The organism is Streptomyces sp. NPDC051136, from assembly GCF_044455745.1.
Lineage (GTDB): Bacteria > Actinomycetota > Actinomycetes > Streptomycetales > Streptomycetaceae > Streptomyces.
In genome coordinates, this window is record NZ_JBITFE010000004.1 from 308,392 (window position 1) to 324,571 (window position 16,180).

A 16,180-nucleotide genomic window follows, 5' to 3' on the forward strand; every position below is an offset into this window, starting at 1 on the left:
GGTGTAGCGGTCGCCCTCAGCCACGCCCCTCCCTCGGATCAGCGCGCCAGGTGGAAGACGGCTGCGGCCACGATGGTGCCGAGGATGGTGCCTGCGATCACTTGGTTGCGTGTGTGGTCACGCAGTTCGACGCGGGACCAGCCGACGACGATGACCAAGAGAAAGCCGACGGTCACCCACGGGCCATAGGTCTGCACGAGCATCGCGCAGGCACCTGCGGACACGGCCTGGTGGACGGAGATCTTCCAGGCGAAGGTGATCGCGGTGAGGATCGCGAGCGTCACGAGCATCGAGACGATGAGGGCAACCATGGTGCGCGGCGCCCCCGCGACGAGCATCAGGACGATGCCGGTGGCTACCGAGAGCAGGATGACGGCCATCACGACTAGCCGTGCTGGCTTCGCTCCGACGTGTCTGTCGCCCCAGTGGCCTTTGCGAATGCCGTACTTGATGAAGGTGATCGGGATGACGGCCGCGAAGAGGGCGCCGACCACTCCCCAGACAACACCTGTCCATTGTGCGGTGTGCCAGCCGACCAGCAGCGTGACAGCGATGATCCAGTTCTTCGGCTCAAGCCAGTCTGTAATGTGGCGGGCCAGCCGCGACTCGCTGGGGCGGACATCAGTTGTCATGTGAGGAAATCCTTTCCGAAGCGCCCTGCTCGTGGGAAATGGACGACTGCTCTTGCCGGACGAATTCGGAAACGACTGGTGAGGAGAGGTACGCGCGGGCAACGGTGCGCAACCACGACAATTCGCTCGCTCTGTCTCGGCCAGTGACGCCGAGGGGTGGATATTCAACTCCCCGCAGACGCTCCCCATTTCGCGCGCTCTGGACTGCTGCACGCAACCAGCAGGCTTCCGCGACCTCGTCAGAGCGTTGCGCCTCGACCGCCTGCTGGCGGACGAACTTCCGGGCCCTGGTGTAAACGTCGACTGACACGTACTCGCGGAGTGCCAGGCAGGCATCCTCGATCTCGATGACGCAGCGCTCCAACCGGAAGGGGATACGCCTCCTGGCTACGGAGGTCGCCAGCACCACATACGGGGCTGCTTCCGTGAGCTGCACCCAGAGGGGACGCAGTTTCCGCAGGGTGCTCCACGCCGCGACGTATTCCACGGCGACGGAGAGAGGAGGCAAGCAGACGCCGACTGCGACCGACAGGACGGTGGATTGCTTGAGCGTTGTGGAGAGAAGGTTCTCCAAGGCTGGATAGCTGGTGCCGGAGGCGAGCTGAACCGTCACGAAAACGATGCGCTGGAGGGCGTACACGCTTCCGAGCAGGGTTCCCAAGCCTAGAAATCCGAGGCCGGCCTTCCCCAGGAGAGTCCGGCTATGGCGTACGCCGCCGAGGAACAGCCATGTCGCTACGACCATGGCGATGCCGATGTAGAGCGTGAAGACCGTCATGTAGAGCACAGGGAAGAGGGCACCATGGCCCTCTCCGAGCCTGACCGGCCCTCCCGGCGTCCAGTTGGCCAAGGCGTAGAAGGCGAGCATGAGGGGCAACGTCACGCCGGCGGCCACCAGCCGTGTGCGACGCGCCAGGCCCTGGGGTCGAACGACTGCGATGACGAAGTCCAACAAATATGCCGCCGAGGTGACGCCGAGCAGGTGCTTCAGCAGCGGCGACAGTCTGGCGTCTGTGCCGACGGCGGCATCGACTGCCTCTTTGACCTGCGGAACCTCGAACGTCATGGCAGCGGCGAGAGCCGTCAGGGTCAGCGCCAGGCTTCGCTGCTTGCGAGAGTGCCGGAGGGACGGCAGTCGCCACAGCGCCACCAGCCAGAGGACGCCGGCGATGAGGGTGGATGTGCTCATGAGCGGCGGTTCCTCCGTGGGTGGACCAGGGCGTCGTCGAGCCGCGCCACCGCGCCGGACCGGCCGCGCTCCCGGCCCGAGTGGGCAAGATCGTGAAAGAGTTCTCCCAGGCAGGAGGCGGCCATCTCGGCGTCGTACTCGGTCTCGCTGTCGTAGCTCGTCCGGCCGAGAGCGGAGAGCACGGCAGAGGGGTCGACCCCGTCAGGGAGGACTCCCAGTAGCGACTTGATGACGCCCTCGTTGTTCCCAGCGTGTCCGAGCAGCAGATGCGCTAGCTCGTGGCGCACGATTTGCGCACGATGACGTTCGCTGGTGGCCGCGAGGTGAAAGACGTAATCCCCGTGGTCGAACGAGAGAACCATTCCACAGGGAGCGTTGGCCCCTCCGGTCTCAGGCAATTCTTGGAGGTGCAGGGGGCGGCCACGCTTGATGGCGAGCTGCCGGCATATTTCATCCACCGCATAGGGATCGGATATATCGATCCCTCGCAACTGGTCCTCACACAGTCGCCTCAGCTGCGCCTCTCTGCGCGTGAATTGCCGCTTGAACATGGACGAGATCCTTGCTGTAGCCCCCGAATGAGCGCTGACACGGCCTGCGCTAACCGGAATCCACCAGTCCGCGTGGTTCTAGCGGAGCTTTGCATAGGTACAGATGGTTGCCCAAGGCGATCTTGAAGGACCATGTGCGGCATACCAGCCAAATCCACCCAGCAAGTGAGAGAGGTCACATCACTGCCCGGGCTTGTCGAGCCCTTCCCACCGTCGGGCCTGATTGATCACATCGGTGATCATCCTCAAGCTGTCCGCCGAGAGGCCGTTGGCTCGAAGCGCAAGGCCGCGCACGTCACTGTCGGCTACGGCCTCGATCAGCTCCATGGAGGCGCGCACCTTCTCGGCCTCCTCGGCGTCGTAGTCCGAGAAGAAGTACTGCTCTTTGACGTGGAAGTGGCCGGCCAGTCGTTCCACTGTCGTGTAGGTGGGGTTGGGTTTCACGCCGGTCCGCAGCTGCGAGATCGCGCTCTCGGACACGGAGATCGCCCGGGCGACCTCGGCGTTGGTGTAGCGCTTGCCGGTCTCCGGGTTCGTCACGGTCTGGAACAGGTGGTTGAGCTTGTCGGCGAATGAGCGCCGAGCGCCAGCCGCGCCGCCGGGCGCCTCTGCCGGTCCGCTGGACTCCACCATCACCGACTCCTCTCTTCTAGACGCCGACTCCGGACTGTACTGCAGTGTAGTTCCCAGGATCAAAGATCGAGACGCTTCACTTCAGTGTTGACAGACCGGGATCACTCTGGCGTAGGTTTTCGATCACAGCTTCACTGAAGTGTTGCGACACCGGCGGGGGCGTCCCTGTCCGGCCTTCGTGACCTACGCACGCGCTAGGACCTGCCCATGATCGCTCCGCCCTCGTCGCAGCAGCTCACGCGACTTCTACAGGGTTTAAGAACCAACTCTGGACCTTGACGCGGAGCCGTGCGTATGTTCGTCGTCCCCGGCCGGGCAGACCGCCCGCATGGACGAGCACAGGAGCAATGACGTGCACTACTTCCGGGCCTCATAGGTCCCTGGACACAGCGACGGCGCCCGAGAGCTGCAACTCCCGGACGCCGGACGCTTAACGGCTGTACCGCCCCGGCAAGGGCGGAGATCGCCACCATCACCACGCTGATCCCTTCCACGGGGCGTCTCAGCGTGGCAACACCGAAGGAGATTCTTGCATGCGCTCCGCCCTGCGCAAAAGGCCCTACCGTCCGGCCTGCGCGGCAGCTAGCTCCGCCTCGGCGCCTCAGCGCCCCGAGCCGGACCGCACCATCCTGGCCCCCGCGAGCCGCCCCGCCCGCCCGCTTGCCGGGAGCGGCCGATGAGCAGCGAAGCCCGCGAGTGGGTGTGGGAGCACAGCTCCAGCCGAGGGGTCGCGCGTCTGGTCCTGCTGTCGATCGCCGACCGGGTGGCCGACGAGCAGTGCATCTCCTGGGCCTCACTGTCCAGCCTGGCCCAGCGCACCAACGCCTCGGTCTCCACGGTGCGCGAGGCCATCGAGCGTCTGCGCCTGGCCGGCGAGCTGGAACAGCTCGACGACCTGGTGGGCCCGCAGCGCAGCACGGTCTACCGCCTGCCTCTCGCTGCCGAGGCGGTCGCACAGGTCCTGCGAGAGCAGCGGGAGGAAGCGGGTGACACGGAGGTGCCGGACGAGGCCGACGGCTCTGCGAAGCTCCGGCTCTCGGCGCTGCGGCGGTACGGGATCCGCCTGCGTGAGGTGCCGGAATCCCCTGCGAGGGGCCGGAAACCGGCAGTACCGGAAACCGGCAGGTCCAGGCGGAAACCGGCACAGCGGCGTACCGGCCACCGGCACAGCGATGTACCGGCCACCGGCACACAGAACCGTAGTGAACCTGATTTGAACCGGAGGTACAGCAGTGGTGGTGCTGCGGTCACCTCGGCTGCCGAGTGGCAGGTCGACCCCGCGACCCACACCTGGGCCCGCCAGCAGGGACACCTCCACCGCCTCGGCGAGCAGGGCCTGCAGGCCGCTGACGCGAAGTGGCGTGCACACCGGGCGGGCCATGCTCCGAGGCCGGCGGAAGCCTGGGCTGCCGACTGGCGCTCCTGGGTAGCCCGGGAGCACTCCCCCAGCCGCCCGAACCTCTACGCCGTGCCCGGCCAGAACACCGCCGCGCCGGGTGGCATGACGCGGGCCGAGAAGCACACCGCCGCCCTTCTCGCCGCCCTGGACGAGCCGACCGGAACGGAGGGCTGAACATGGACCGCCGCGAAATCGCCGCCCTGCTGGCCTACATCGGCCGGCTCGACCCCCGCAGCATCCGCACCGACGAGGACGAGGCCCGCGACCAGCTCGCCCAGTGGCACGAGCTGCTCGGCGACGTGCCGATGGCCACCCCGCACGGCTGGGACGCCCGCGTCGCCGCCCGCCAGCACTTCCGCGCCTCGCCGTACCAGATCCAGCCCGCAGACGTGGTCCGCCCCTGGGAGAGCTACCGGCGCAACCGGCTGGCTCTCCACTGCGACCCCACGCCGTCCGCGGACCCGGACGACCAGGCCGCCTGGACCGCAGAGCTGGTCGGCACCCGCCACGCCGTCGCCACCGGCATGGCGCAGCCCGCGCAGGCCCGGGCCATCACCAGCAGCCAGGAGGGCATCAACCCGAGGCTGCAGGCTCGGCTGGACCAGATCGGCTCCTGCATACCGCCCGCCGCCCGAGCCGCCCTCGCACCGTTCCGGCCCGCCCGGGCGGCACGCGAAGCCGCCGTCGCGCAAGGGCTGCCCGACGCCCTGAGCGTGCGATGCGAGTGGTGCCTGGCCCCGGTCGGCGAGCCATGCCGACGCCGCCGGATCGGCCCCAACGACGGGGTACGCGCCATCACTCCACGCACCGACCCGCACCCGGGCCGCTTCGACCTCGCCGCCGCTCTGCAGGCTCAGCACACCGAGCAGGCCCAGCAACCCGCCCTGGCCTGACCGGCGCCTCCGGCGCGTGCATCCCGTCCGCTGCACCGCCCCAAGATCACCGTCCCGCACCGGCTGCGGCGCACGCCCACGCGCCGCAGCCGGCACCCGACGCCGCACCCGCCGAGCACCGCCCTAGCCAGCGAGCCGGTGCGGCAGCACAACGGAGACCCGCCTTGCGCCACATCACCACCCACGACGCGCCGGCCACCGGCCTGCGCGGCATCGGAGACACCAGCTGGCACACCCGCGGAGCGTGCCACGCCATGGACGTCGAGGACGCCGACGCCGTGTTCTTCCCCGGCCCCCGGGATCACGAGGAGATCGCGGAGGCGAAGGAGCTGTGCGGCTGGTGCCCCGTACGCCGCGAGTGTCTGGACTTCGCCCTGGAGAACGTCCTCAAGGAGGGCGTCTGGGGCGGCCTCACCGAAGCCGAGCGGCGCCCGCTGCACGACAACCTGCACCGCCGCATGGACTACCGGCGTGTGACCGCCTTCTTCCAGGGACGCGACGTGCACCTGACGGAAGCCGAGCGCCAGGCGGCCATCGACCACGCCTACGTCCGGGGCTGGCAGCCCGACCGGCTCGCTGCCGCCCTGCAGATCAGTCACAAGCACGCCCGCGACCTGCTCCGGCAAGCAGCCAACAAGGTCTTCGACCGCGACCGCAACTTCGGCGTGCCCCGCTCCAGGAAGAAGCGGAAGAAGACCTCCAAGCCCAAGGGCACCCCCGCGCCCGCAACTCCCGGCACTCAGCAGCCGACAGGCCGCCCAGCGGCGTCGACTCCGGCGCACGCCCCTCTCGGAAAGGCAGCATGACCCACCCTGTCCTCGCCTTCGGTGCTACCTCGGACCTCCCTCTCCTCCTCGCCGCCGTCGTGCCCGCCGCCCTGGCGCTCGTGCTGACCGCCTGGGCGACCCGGCGCCGAGGCACTCGCTCGCAGAAACGTCTCGGCGGCCCGGCGGTCAAGGTCGCCGCCGTCGCCGCCCTGGGCTGCACCGCCTACAGCGCCGACACCAGCTGGCGCTTCGCGGCCGACTACCTCGACATGGCCGGCACCGCCGAGCGCGCCGGCATGTTCGCCGCCGCCGAACTTGCCCTGTTCGCCACCGCGCTGATGGCACGGCAGAACCTCGCCGTCCAAGGCGCCCCCGGCCTTCCTGGCACGCTGGTCTGGGTGATCACCACAGTGCAGGTGATCCCCGCCTACGCCGAGAGCGGCCCCGTCGGCGGCACGGTCCGCGCCTTCGTCGGCCCGGTCATGGCGGCGATGCTGTGGCACCTGGCCATGGGCATCGAGCTGCGTCTGCGCACCCCGGGTGCAGCCTCGAACGGACTGATCGCCGTCCTCGGCCGGGAGGCACGCGAGCGGCTGCTGTCCCGCCTGGGCATCGCCGCGCGAGACCGCGACGCCGCACAGATCACCCGGGACCGGGCCACCGCCCGCGCGGTCACCCTCGCCGCCCGCCTCGCCGAACGCACACCCGAGCAGCAGCAGAGCCGTCGCGGCAGGCGGCTGACGCGACGCCTGTCGAAGGCGGTCGGCAGGGCTTCGGTCGGAACCGACCCTCTCCAGCGGGCACAGCTGCTCGACCAGCTCGCCGCTCGGCGACACGCGCTGGCGCTCGCCACGGTCCCGCTCCCTTCCCCCTGGTCCCCGGCGCACAGCAGCGCATCGGCGGCCACGGTCCCCGTACAGCCGGCATCGAATGTGCCGGTCCCCGTCCCCGAGGAGGCGGACCCGGAAGCCAAGGTCGGCGCGGGAACCAAGCCCTCTGAAGACCGTGCGGTCCTGGGGACCGAACTCGCCGGTCCGGAAGCCACAGCGCGGGACACAGCGGCCATGAGGACCGACCACACCACGCGAGATGTGGCAGCTCAGGGCCCGGATTCTCATCGGGGGTCGGGCATCGCAAAGTCGGGGACCGAGACCACCGAGGACCGAGGACCGACCGCCCCACAGTCCGGGACCGAGACCACCCAGGACCGAGGACCGACCGCCCCACAGTCCGGGACCGAGACCACCCAGGACCGAGGACACAAGGTCCCGCTTCGCCGGAAGCCGACCAGGACGTCCCGGACGAAGAACAAAGACAAGCGTGCCCGGTCCCGCTCTCCGCAGACGGAGCGCCAGGCACGCGAGCTGGGTGAGTCCGAGCGCCAGCTTGTCCGCGCGGTGCGCCCCCATGTTCCCGCCCTGCTCGAACGGGACGGCAACGGCGCGATCACCCGAGTGCAACTGCGCGAAATCATCCGCCGTCAGGGCCTGACGGGAGTCGGTAACGACCGACTCGGCCTGGTCCTCCAGGAGCTGCGGAACGAGGACAACACGACGACGAGGAGCACCGCCCGATGAAGACCTGCCACCAGTTCAAGACGGTCCGTGCGGAGTATGAGCGAGAGATCGGATTCATGCTCGCTCACTCCGAGCTGCACGGGGGCAGGCCGGCGGCGAAGTCCAGTGCGAAGCAAGCTGCCTCCGCGAAGCAGCGGATGGCCCGCGCGCTCAACAGTCACGTCGGGCGCTGCCCCGAGTGCGGTTGAACCGGCAAACCCCAGCTCAAGGCCCGTATCCGTAAGGGTGGCCCGGCTCAAGCCGGGCCACCGCCCCTCTTCGGAGGTACGCCATGATTCCTCGCGCCCGCGCCCCTCGCCTTTCCGGGCCCACCACCGCCGAAGCCGATGCCTGGGCGGACGTCCTCGTCCGCCGGCGACTCCTCCACGCCGTCGTTCTCACGCCGACCGGGCAGTGGCTCGTCCAGGACCGTCCCAACAAACCTGTCCGCGTCCTTGCCAGCCCAGCCGATGTCCTCGCCCTGGCCCGCAACCATCCAGCAATACACCCGCTCTACGAGGCCCGAATCCCGATGACGAACGCACCAAAGAACGGCACCACCCCGGTACCTGATCCCAGCTCCAACTCGGTCTCGGGGCGAGCAAGTTATCGCAAGAGCATTGCTCCCGAGGGGAGCAATGCTCTTGCGTCCCCCGCCCCTGGAGTGGCGGGAGCGGATCGGCACCGGGGGGCACCAATCCGTGAGGATGCGACCGAGGGCGGCTCGCATCCCGAGGGGCAGGAGCAGCACGCCTGCCACAGTGCGCACTGCACGCACACCGCCCCTTCAAAGCCGCGTGTGCAGCAGCGTGAGCGCCTGCGCGACGAGAACAAGCGCATGCGCCAGCCCAGCTGCCGCATGAACGACGACGAGTACCAACTCCTCTCCCGTGCTGCCGCCGTGTGCCACATGAGCGTCGCCAGTTTCCTCGCCCACGCTGCTCTCAAAGCCGCCCGCGACCTCGACCGTACGGCGGCGGAGATCGCCGCCCAACGAGAAGTCCACAACGAGCTCTTCGCTGTGCGCCGGCACCTCGGCCACATCGGCAAAAACGTCAACCAGGTAGCCAAGGCCATCAACTCTGGTGCCGACGTCCCCTATGCCGAAGCCGTACTCGGCGCCGTCCAGCGCGCCACCCAGCGCGTGGACTCCTTCATCCAGCACTACCTCGACACCGAAACGCGAGCCGGATGATCCCGCGCGTCCACAAACGCGGCTCGAACACGTTCGGCCTGCTCAACTACCTCTACGGCAAGGGGACCCACGAGGAGCATATCGACCCGCATCTCGTGGCGGCCTGGGACAGTTTCGCTCCCGATCCCGGTCGCGATCCACAAGCTACGAAGAGACAGCTCCAGCAGCTCCTGGACCAGCCCGTCCAAGCGCTCGCGCAGGCGCGACGCCCGGCGAAGCATGTCTGGCACCTTTCGGTCCGGGCCGCACCGGATGACCCGGTTCTCTCCGACGAGCAATGGGGCGAGATCGCCCGACGCATGGTCGCCGCGACCGGCATCGCTCCGGCCGCCGACGAGGCGGGATGCCGCTGGGCGGCCGTGCGCCACGCCGACGACCACATCCACATCATCGCCACGCTCGTCCGCGAGGACGGCCGGCGCCCCCGGCTCCACAACGACGCCAAGCGATCCCAGGCCGAAGCCCGCCTGATCGAAGCCGAGTACGGGCTCAAGCAGCTCAGCACCGGGGACGGGACCGCAGCGCAGCGCCCGACCAGCGCCGAGCGCCACAAGGCCCAGCGCCAGGGCCGCGAGCGCACCGCGCGCGAAGAACTGCGCGAGAGCGTACGTCGAGCGGTGACCGGCGCCAAAAGCGAGGAGGAGTTCTTCAACCGCCTCGCCGCCGCCGGCCTGCTGATCCGCAAGCGCGAGGCCCCGTCCGGCGACCTGCTCGGCTACAAGGTGGCCCTGCCTGATGACCGCAACAAAGACGGTGAGCCCGTGTTCTACCCCGGCGCGCGCCTTGCCCCGGATCTGTCCCTGCCACGGATCCGGGAGCGCTGGTCCGCCGACTTCGACAAGACGGCGTCGCCAGATTCCGCTGGCAACGCCTCGTCCAACAGCCCTTCTGTAGCGCGTCGCCGGACGGCCACGGCTGCGTGGGTGGCAATCGGGGCCGTCGAGTACGGTGACGACGCGGTCGCTGCCGCGTACATCGCCGCGACCGGCGAGATCCTGGACGCCCTCGCGAAGACGTCCGCCGCCCACACCCGACGTGAACTGCGCGATGCCGCCTTCGCGTTCGAGCGGGCCTCTCGCTCCCACGTACGCGCTGCACGCGGACACGACCGCGCCCTGCGGCAGGCGGCCCGCGACCTCGTCCACGGAGGCCCGGCCCTCGGCCGGGGCGAGGACGGCGCCACCACCGCGATGGCGATCGACATGCTGTTCTTCCTCGTCACGGCCGCCGCCCACTGGCATGCGCGGAAGGGGCACGCCCAGCAGGCCGAAGCCGCGACCCGGGCCGCCGAGCACCTGCGCAACGCCTACCGGCCCGCCGCCGCTCAGCCGCTCGGCCTGCTCTACCAGCGCGGCCGACGCCTGAGCCAGCCGATGCTCCAGCGGCAGACAGCGCTTCTGCGCGAAACGCTGTCCAGCCTGGCCGAGCAGATCCTCGCCGAGCCCGGCTGGTACGCCCTGGCCGCGACCATCGCGGAAGCCGACGCCGCCGGCCACGACCCGGCCGCGCTCCTGGCCGACGCCGTGGAGAGCCGTGAACTCGGCACCGCGGATTCCGTCAGTGACGTCCTGGTGTGGCGTTTGCGGCGGCGCGCAGATCTGCCGGCCGACGCTCCTGGGATCCCGGAGAACCGCATGACAAGGAGTCCGGCGACCACGCGCCCGCCGACGCCCGGGCCCACCGCATCTGGCCGCCGTTTCGCTGACGAGGCACCCGGCAACACGCGATGAGGCTCCGCCGCCGGTGCGACTGCGCCTCAGAGGAACTCGTGGACACCGCGCACTCTCGTACGCAGCTTCGCCTGGGTGGCCCGGCTGTCGAGGCGGACGTCGAGTGCGCCGCAAAGCGAGGTGCTGGCGCGGAGACCCTGGGGCAGCCGGGAAGCGTCGAGCCCGTCCCGCTGAGCGATCAGCACGCCCAGGCCGTGACGACTCACGGCATCCTTACCCGCAAGGTGGTGTACACCGCACGCGCCAGTGAAGGCCAACTCCAGCAGAGCAGCGGCGAGGTCCCCGACATGCACGGGACAGCGGACGTCGTCGGTGAACAGCGCACCGGTTCGGGAGCCGGTCGCAAGGTCGTGCACGAGGCGGACATGCTCGGACTGGATGCCGCCGATGATCAGAGAGGTACGGGCGATGACGGCGGCGGGAGCCAGTAGCCGGATGCCCGTCTCCGCCGCTGCCTTCGCTGCCCCGTACGGAGTGACTGGATCGGGGAGACAGGACTCGTCGTAGTGGACTCGGCTGCCGGAGAACACGGCGTCGCTGCTGACGTGAACGAGGCGGCAGTCGTACTTCACCGCGGTCATCGCCAGACGGACGGGGCCTTCGGCCGTGACGGCCCAGTCGGCGCTGCCGCTGCTCGCGTTGATGACCACGCAGGGGGCAAGCGAGGCAACGACCTCTTCGACACGGCTGCCGTCTCGCAGGTCCACCTCGTGCCACGTGGCCTCCGGACCATCGCACGGCCTGGTCGCGAAGGTCGCGGCGACGCGATGCCCAGCGGCAGATGCCTGGCGGACCAGCTCGGTGCCTAGGAACCCGCTGCCGCCGACAATAAGGACAGTCATGGCATGCCACGGTAGACGACCTCCCACCTCACTCGGGGTGCCTCGCCCCGAGCGACGCTGCCTTGAGGATGCAGGGATATGCCCTTGTGACCTGCCGAAAGTCACTGTGGACTTTGTGAATTGAAACCGCCGAGGGCGTGGGGCACGATCATGAAACGCGCAGGACGAGGTGCCGAGGTAGAGGAGGACGCCAGGGTGTTTCACCGGATACGCCGCAGGGCCAAGGAACCGAGCGAAGCTCAGCGACAGTTCGCCGAACTGCACGCGCGGATGCAGGGCCAGGTCCCGCCCGGCATCGGAGTGCCGGCGCCAAAGCCGCAGTCCGCCGAGCCGGCGGCCATCGTGGACGACTTCCTCCCGGCAGAACTGCGGGTGCCGAGCCACGACCAGGTCGAAGGCAAGATGATGCCGTGGAAGCAGCCCCTGGTCCTCGACGGTGAGATGGCCACCTGCGCCGAGTGCGGCGCGTACCGGGACTGGCTCATCCTCTCCACTCGCGGTGAGATCTGGCTGCGCTGCAGGGCCGGACACCAGCAACTGGAGAGGCGCATCGACACCGCCTGGTACAACCGCAACAGCGGACCGGCGGAGGCGACTTACGCCACGTTCGAGGACTGCCTGCACCACCTCGGGCACTGACCACCACTCCTACGACCCCACCGGGCCCGAGGGCCCGCACTGACCACCCGTCGCCTAGCACCAAGGGGTCAGTCCCGTCATGCGCGTTCGCGTCGCCACCACCGCACTCGGCATCACCGCCGCCCTCCTCGCCGTGCCCGCCTGTTCCACCGACACCACCGGGCCCAAGCACCAGACGTCCTCCCGTACGGGAAAGCCGACCGACGCCGCCCAGGAGCCGGCCGCGCTCTCCTCGGCCGCGCTCGAGTCCCGCCTGCTCGATGAGACGGACCTCGGCAGCGGCTACGTTCCCAAGCCGGAGCGTCCGGCCCAGCACGACGACGTCACTGTCATCGGCTGCCCGGCCCTGAGCGAGCTGGGCGGCGACGCGGCAACTGGCGGCACGCTCGCCTTCCCGCACAAGGCGAAGGCGGACTTCACCTACGGCGGCAGCTCCTCGGAGATCTCCGAGGAGCTGTACAGCGACAGGGCGAAGAAGCTCTCCGACGGCATCGGCCGGATCTTCGACGCCATGGCCGGTTGCCCGGCCTATCAGGTCGTCTCCGGTGGCACCCCGGTCGACGTGACCTCGCAGAAGCTGCCCGCACCCAGCGTCGGCGGTGACGAGCAGTGGAGCCTGCTCCTGACCTTCATCGCCGGGGGACGGAGCACCGTGGTCAAGCAGACCGCGATCCGCGACGGCAACCTGCTGCTGATCGTCTCCGGCTCCCCCGCCCTCGTCGACCGCCACCTCGACAATGCCCTCGCCAAGGCCACGGGCTGACCCTCGAAGCCGTTTGCCCCGGCCAGCACCTCGCGGGCCGGGGCGTCCGCGTACCCGAGCGCACTCCTTCGGGACGTCGTCCCGTCATGGATGAAGCCCGGCCCCTCATATACGAGGGGCCGGGCTTCATGGGTGTTCAACGAGGCGGGCGGGCTCCGTGGCCGCCATTCCCACGTCGGGGCTCGGAGCCCGGGGATACCTTCGGGCGTACCGCGGTCCGCCCGCCTCTCCCGCTCTGGCCAAGAGCGGGGGGATTCACCGCCTCACGGTGAACGCCTCCGCTCTCGGGTAGAGCGCGCCAGCCGCGTTAGCGGGTCCAGGGCCGGCCGAGTACGTGTCGGTAAATCGTCTGGGGGCTCACCCCGAACCATCGCGCCGTGGCGGTGACCGTGGCACCGGGGGTGTCGAGCATGTCGCGAGCCTGTGCGATCTGCTCCTTGTCGAGCGGTACGCGTTTAGGCCGGGACGGGGCGCCGCTGGCGGCGGCATCGTAGCCGAAGGCGGCAGCGTCGTCGTACGGCACGCCAGACGCCATACAGTGGTAGAGGCACAGGACGAATTTGCGTCCGAGTTTCCTCAACGCCGTGGCATGCGCGTCGCCCACGGAGCGACGCGTCTTGTAGTACGCATGTGCTCCCGGCGAGTGGCCGACCATGGAGAATGCCGCCGCATGCAGCGTGCTCCGCAGGTAGGTAGAGGACGCTCGCCGGAATGCGACCCGCACGGTCTGGCCGGACGCCCAGGTGATGGGGGCGACTCCCCCGTAAGCCGCAAGCGAGCGCCCGTCGCCGAATCGCTCAACGGGTCGGTCACCGATCTCCGCCAGGAGGTAGGCGCCGAGGACGGCTCCGATTCCCGGAACGCCGACCACCAGCGGGTGGAAGGGATGAGCGGCGTAGAACCGCGACAAGTCCGCCTGCAGGTCGGCGGCCCGTCTGACCGCTTGGTCAAGGGCTGCCACGAGATGCCTGATGCGCAGGGATTCGGCCTCCTCGACGTGGGGGTCGAGGAGCATCGTCGGACGACAGAAGATCATGCGGAGTCGCTCGGCCTCGTCCAGGATCGTGCGTTTCCTGCCCGCCGCGGTGAGCAGCGCAGCCAGGCTCGCACGGTCCAGTCGGGCCGCGGCACGCGGACCGGGAGCCGCTGCGAGGACAGCTCGCGCCTGCGCGCTGCGCAGCCCTCCGACGCTGGCCGGCCACGTCCCCACGGCCGCCGGCCAGATCCGCATCAGCGCCGCACGCAGGGAGTGCAGTGCTTCGGCACGGTCGGCCACGGCTGACCGATGGGCATGCGCGACGACGCGGAGAGCCTCCGCAGCCGAGCCGTTCGTGACCACGGGGCGACACTCACCCGCCAGCGTCATGGAGGCGAGCAGCCTCGCATCGGCGCGGTCGGTTTTCGGAATCCCGCGGGCCATGCGGTGACGAGCAGCGCGGGTGGGGTCCACATGGACGACGTCCATCCCGGATGCCACCAGCGAACGGGCGAACAACAGGTTCACGTCCTCGATTCCAGTGACCGTCGCTCGCCACCGGCGTCCCAGCGTGGCGAGGAACTCCTGATAGCGCGTGACGGGATCCGGACTCTCGGCGTAGACGATGCGCGTCTCGCCCAGGACGGCTCCCGACCGGTCGACCACGGCGAGGTCGAGCCACTTGTCCGACCAGTCGCATCCCGCGAAGAGCAAGCAAACACCTCCAAGTGGTAGAAGAACGGAAGTCACTGAGCTTCAGCCGGCCGGGGCCCGCAGGAGTAGCTCGCTGGTCGCCTCGGGCAGCACCCGCCGCAGGACGGGCGCGGTCGAGCTGACGGTGGCGGCGAAGGCTGCCACGAGGTCGTGCGGCACGCTGGAGCCGAAGGAGGCCACCCACAGGGTGGGCGCGCCCAGCCCGGGCTCCGCCCACGCCTGCCATCCGGGAGGCCCCACCTGATCGGTCTCGGTCGTCAGGACGCGGGGGTCGGCGTCCTGGATGAGGGGCGGTACCTCGCCGAGGCTGATGTACGAGGTGAACGTGGGGGCCATCGCCGCCGCGTGGGGCTGGTCGATGTCGCGCAGCCAACCGTGCGCGGTGACGGCGTCGATGACCAGCTCGGGTCCGTCGAGCGACACGGCGGGCTCGTCCCGGGCATCGAGCGCGACAAGGAAGTCGGTCACAGCCTCGCCGGGGACGTCGGTAGTGAAGTAGGACGACCACGATGCGAGCGGACTGCTCGTGTCCGCTCGGGCCGAGATCTGCCAGGCGATCGGCAAGTCGCCCAGGTGGAACGGCTCGTCCGCCAGACTCCACTGCGCCCAGCGCAGGGAGTCGGGGCTGATGTGCAGGACGGTGCTGCGCAGGACCTGGCGGTCCTCCGGTTCCTCGTCCGGCTCGTGCCGTCCGCGGACGATCGTCAGGCTCGTCCAGCCCAGGCTGGCGAGCGCGTCGGCGACGACGTCGTAGAGGCGTCCATCGTCGCCGGCCAAGTGCCGGGGCCCGACCCAGAAAGCGGGCTGGCCGCCGCGCGGGGCGGACGGGTCGGGCGGAAGGTTGGGGTACAGGGGCGCCTCCAAAGGCTCGGTGCGGGTCTAGTTGCCGCCGGCGCGGCGGCGAGGGCGGCGCGGGGGCGCCTGGACGGGGCCCTGCCAGGTCAGGGCGATGGCGACCTCCGGCGGAAGGTGGCCAAGCTGTGCGTCCGGCTCGGCTCCTTCGGCGAGGTAGACGACGGTCCGGCCGGTCTCGTCGACCGACTGCAGGACCTGCGCCAAGCGGTGCGCCATCGGGAAGAACGGGTTCATGGCCTGGCGGACCGGAGCGCTCCGGTCGCAGCCGGACAACAGGTCGATGAGATCGCCGACGGTCATCTCCGGGGACGTCACGGACAGCCTCCTGGGGCTCGGGGGAAACGGGGGCGGTGGAGCCGGACCGGCCTACGGCACCGCCAGCGCTCACAGGGCGGGCGCTATGTATCGGTGGCCGCGCTGTCAGAGACGGCGTGAGGTCTCCAGCACCCTCGCCACGGTGGCGGCGACGATGTCGGCCGGCGTCTCGGTGTCGAACGACAGGTGGTAGCCGCGGACCTGGGCGGTGCCGGTGACAGCAATCTTCCACCCCTCTCCATCCGTGCCGGGTCGGCCGAGCGGGAACCAGCCGAGGTAGAACCGGCCGTCCTTGGAGCTGACGTGCACGTCCGCGCGGTCATCGACGATCAGGTGGAAGTCCTCGGCGGAGAACTGGTCCATGACCAGGGTCGGCTGACCAGGGCCGAGTTGCCACTCCCGCAGTCGCAGAGCTTCGACGGTGGTGGAGAAACCGGGGCCCGCAGGGGCTACGGTCACGGGCAATCACCTCTCTGACCTGGGGTTTCTTGCAAGGTCGTCTACGTTGACATGCCCTCGCGCCCGTTGGCC

18 protein-coding genes are annotated in these 16,180 nt (G+C 69.6%); 9 read left to right on the forward strand and 9 right to left on the reverse strand.

All coding sequences use genetic code 11. The features are described from left to right. Positions 1–38: 38 nt before the first annotated feature. The 4 genes from ACIBCJ_RS13885 to ACIBCJ_RS13900 form a co-directional block, all read right to left on the reverse strand. Positions 39–632, reverse strand: a complete 594-nt coding sequence (locus ACIBCJ_RS13885; RefSeq protein WP_362504451.1) for a hypothetical protein — start codon at positions 630–632, stop codon at positions 39–41. Then, positions 622–1,821, reverse strand: a complete 1,200-nt coding sequence (locus ACIBCJ_RS13890; RefSeq protein ID WP_362504448.1) for an MAB_1171c family putative transporter — start codon at positions 1,819–1,821, stop codon at positions 622–624. Before ACIBCJ_RS13890 ends, ACIBCJ_RS13885 begins: the two co-directional genes overlap by 11 nt. Beyond that, the gene (locus tag ACIBCJ_RS13895; protein WP_362504445.1) at positions 1,818–2,372 is read right to left on the reverse strand and encodes a secondary metabolite protein; all 555 of its coding nucleotides are present in this window, start codon (positions 2,370–2,372) and stop codon (positions 1,818–1,820) included. The genes ACIBCJ_RS13890 and ACIBCJ_RS13895 overlap by 4 nt, the downstream gene beginning before the upstream one ends. A gap of 180 nt (positions 2,373–2,552) precedes the next feature. Continuing rightward, positions 2,553–3,005 carry a helix-turn-helix domain-containing protein gene (locus ACIBCJ_RS13900; protein ID WP_362504442.1) on the reverse strand — a complete coding sequence of 151 codons (453 nt, stop codon included), beginning with the start codon at positions 3,003–3,005 and terminating at the stop codon, positions 2,553–2,555. A 676-nt stretch (positions 3,006–3,681) separates the two neighbouring features. Between ACIBCJ_RS13900 and ACIBCJ_RS13905 the strand changes: the two genes are divergently transcribed. From ACIBCJ_RS13905 to ACIBCJ_RS13935, 7 genes are all read left to right on the forward strand, one after another. Next, positions 3,682–4,578 (forward strand): helix-turn-helix domain-containing protein, encoded by an 897-nt coding sequence (locus tag ACIBCJ_RS13905; protein ID WP_362504439.1) that lies wholly within the window; start codon positions 3,682–3,684, stop codon positions 4,576–4,578. 2 nt (positions 4,579–4,580) lie between these two features. Further along, positions 4,581–5,297 carry a hypothetical protein gene (locus ACIBCJ_RS13910; protein ID WP_362504436.1) on the forward strand — a complete coding sequence of 239 codons (717 nt, stop codon included), beginning with the start codon at positions 4,581–4,583 and terminating at the stop codon, positions 5,295–5,297. A gap of 164 nt (positions 5,298–5,461) precedes the next feature. Beyond that, positions 5,462–6,103, forward strand: a complete 642-nt coding sequence (locus ACIBCJ_RS13915; protein WP_362504433.1) for a WhiB family transcriptional regulator — start codon at positions 5,462–5,464, stop codon at positions 6,101–6,103. Continuing rightward, on the forward strand, positions 6,100–7,641 hold the full coding sequence (locus ACIBCJ_RS13920; RefSeq protein ID WP_365978128.1) for a hypothetical protein: 1,542 nt from the start codon (positions 6,100–6,102) through the stop codon (positions 7,639–7,641). Before ACIBCJ_RS13915 ends, ACIBCJ_RS13920 begins: the two co-directional genes overlap by 4 nt. Continuing rightward, positions 7,638–7,829 (forward strand): hypothetical protein, encoded by a 192-nt coding sequence (locus tag ACIBCJ_RS13925; RefSeq protein WP_362504427.1) that lies wholly within the window; start codon positions 7,638–7,640, stop codon positions 7,827–7,829. Before ACIBCJ_RS13920 ends, ACIBCJ_RS13925 begins: the two co-directional genes overlap by 4 nt. A gap of 629 nt (positions 7,830–8,458) precedes the next feature. Then, complete coding sequence (locus ACIBCJ_RS13930) at positions 8,459–8,815, forward strand: plasmid mobilization protein (protein ID WP_399282438.1); 357 nt, start codon at positions 8,459–8,461, stop codon at positions 8,813–8,815. After that, positions 8,812–10,545, forward strand: coding sequence for a relaxase/mobilization nuclease domain-containing protein (locus ACIBCJ_RS13935; RefSeq protein ID WP_362504421.1), 1,734 nt, complete (start codon positions 8,812–8,814; stop codon positions 10,543–10,545). Before ACIBCJ_RS13930 ends, ACIBCJ_RS13935 begins: the two co-directional genes overlap by 4 nt. A 26-nt stretch (positions 10,546–10,571) precedes the next feature. Here the strand turns inward: ACIBCJ_RS13935 and ACIBCJ_RS13940 are convergent, their stop codons facing one another. Further along, on the reverse strand, positions 10,572–11,387 hold the full coding sequence (locus ACIBCJ_RS13940) for a sugar nucleotide-binding protein (RefSeq protein ID WP_362504418.1): 816 nt from the start codon (positions 11,385–11,387) through the stop codon (positions 10,572–10,574). Positions 11,388–11,537: 150 nt separating this feature from the next. Between ACIBCJ_RS13940 and ACIBCJ_RS13945 the strand changes: the two genes are divergently transcribed. Both ACIBCJ_RS13945 and ACIBCJ_RS13950 read left to right on the forward strand, forming a co-directional pair. Further along, the gene (locus ACIBCJ_RS13945; protein WP_362504415.1) at positions 11,538–12,026 is read left to right on the forward strand and encodes a hypothetical protein; all 489 of its coding nucleotides are present in this window, start codon (positions 11,538–11,540) and stop codon (positions 12,024–12,026) included. 79 nt (positions 12,027–12,105) lie between these two features. Beyond that, positions 12,106–12,789: a hypothetical protein gene (locus ACIBCJ_RS13950; protein ID WP_362504412.1), complete on the forward strand. Its 684-nt coding sequence runs from the start codon at positions 12,106–12,108 to the stop codon at positions 12,787–12,789. Positions 12,790–13,096: 307 nt separating this feature from the next. Here the strand turns inward: ACIBCJ_RS13950 and ACIBCJ_RS13955 are convergent, their stop codons facing one another. The 4 genes from ACIBCJ_RS13955 to ACIBCJ_RS13970 all read right to left on the reverse strand — a co-directional run bounded on the left by ACIBCJ_RS13955 (position 13,097) and on the right by ACIBCJ_RS13970 (position 16,108). After that, positions 13,097–14,479: a transposase gene (locus ACIBCJ_RS13955; protein WP_362504409.1), complete on the reverse strand. Its 1,383-nt coding sequence runs from the start codon at positions 14,477–14,479 to the stop codon at positions 13,097–13,099. Between the two features lie 42 nt (positions 14,480–14,521). Then, the gene (locus tag ACIBCJ_RS13960; RefSeq protein ID WP_362504406.1) at positions 14,522–15,343 is read right to left on the reverse strand and encodes a DUF317 domain-containing protein; all 822 of its coding nucleotides are present in this window, start codon (positions 15,341–15,343) and stop codon (positions 14,522–14,524) included. 15 nt (positions 15,344–15,358) lie between these two features. Beyond that, entirely contained in the window at positions 15,359–15,649 is a 291-nt protein-coding gene (locus tag ACIBCJ_RS13965; RefSeq protein ID WP_102929719.1) for a hypothetical protein, read from the reverse strand. A 105-nt stretch (positions 15,650–15,754) separates the two neighbouring features. Beyond that, complete coding sequence (locus tag ACIBCJ_RS13970) at positions 15,755–16,108, reverse strand: DUF317 domain-containing protein (RefSeq protein WP_362504403.1); 354 nt, start codon at positions 16,106–16,108, stop codon at positions 15,755–15,757. Positions 16,109–16,180: the final 72 nt, after the last annotated feature.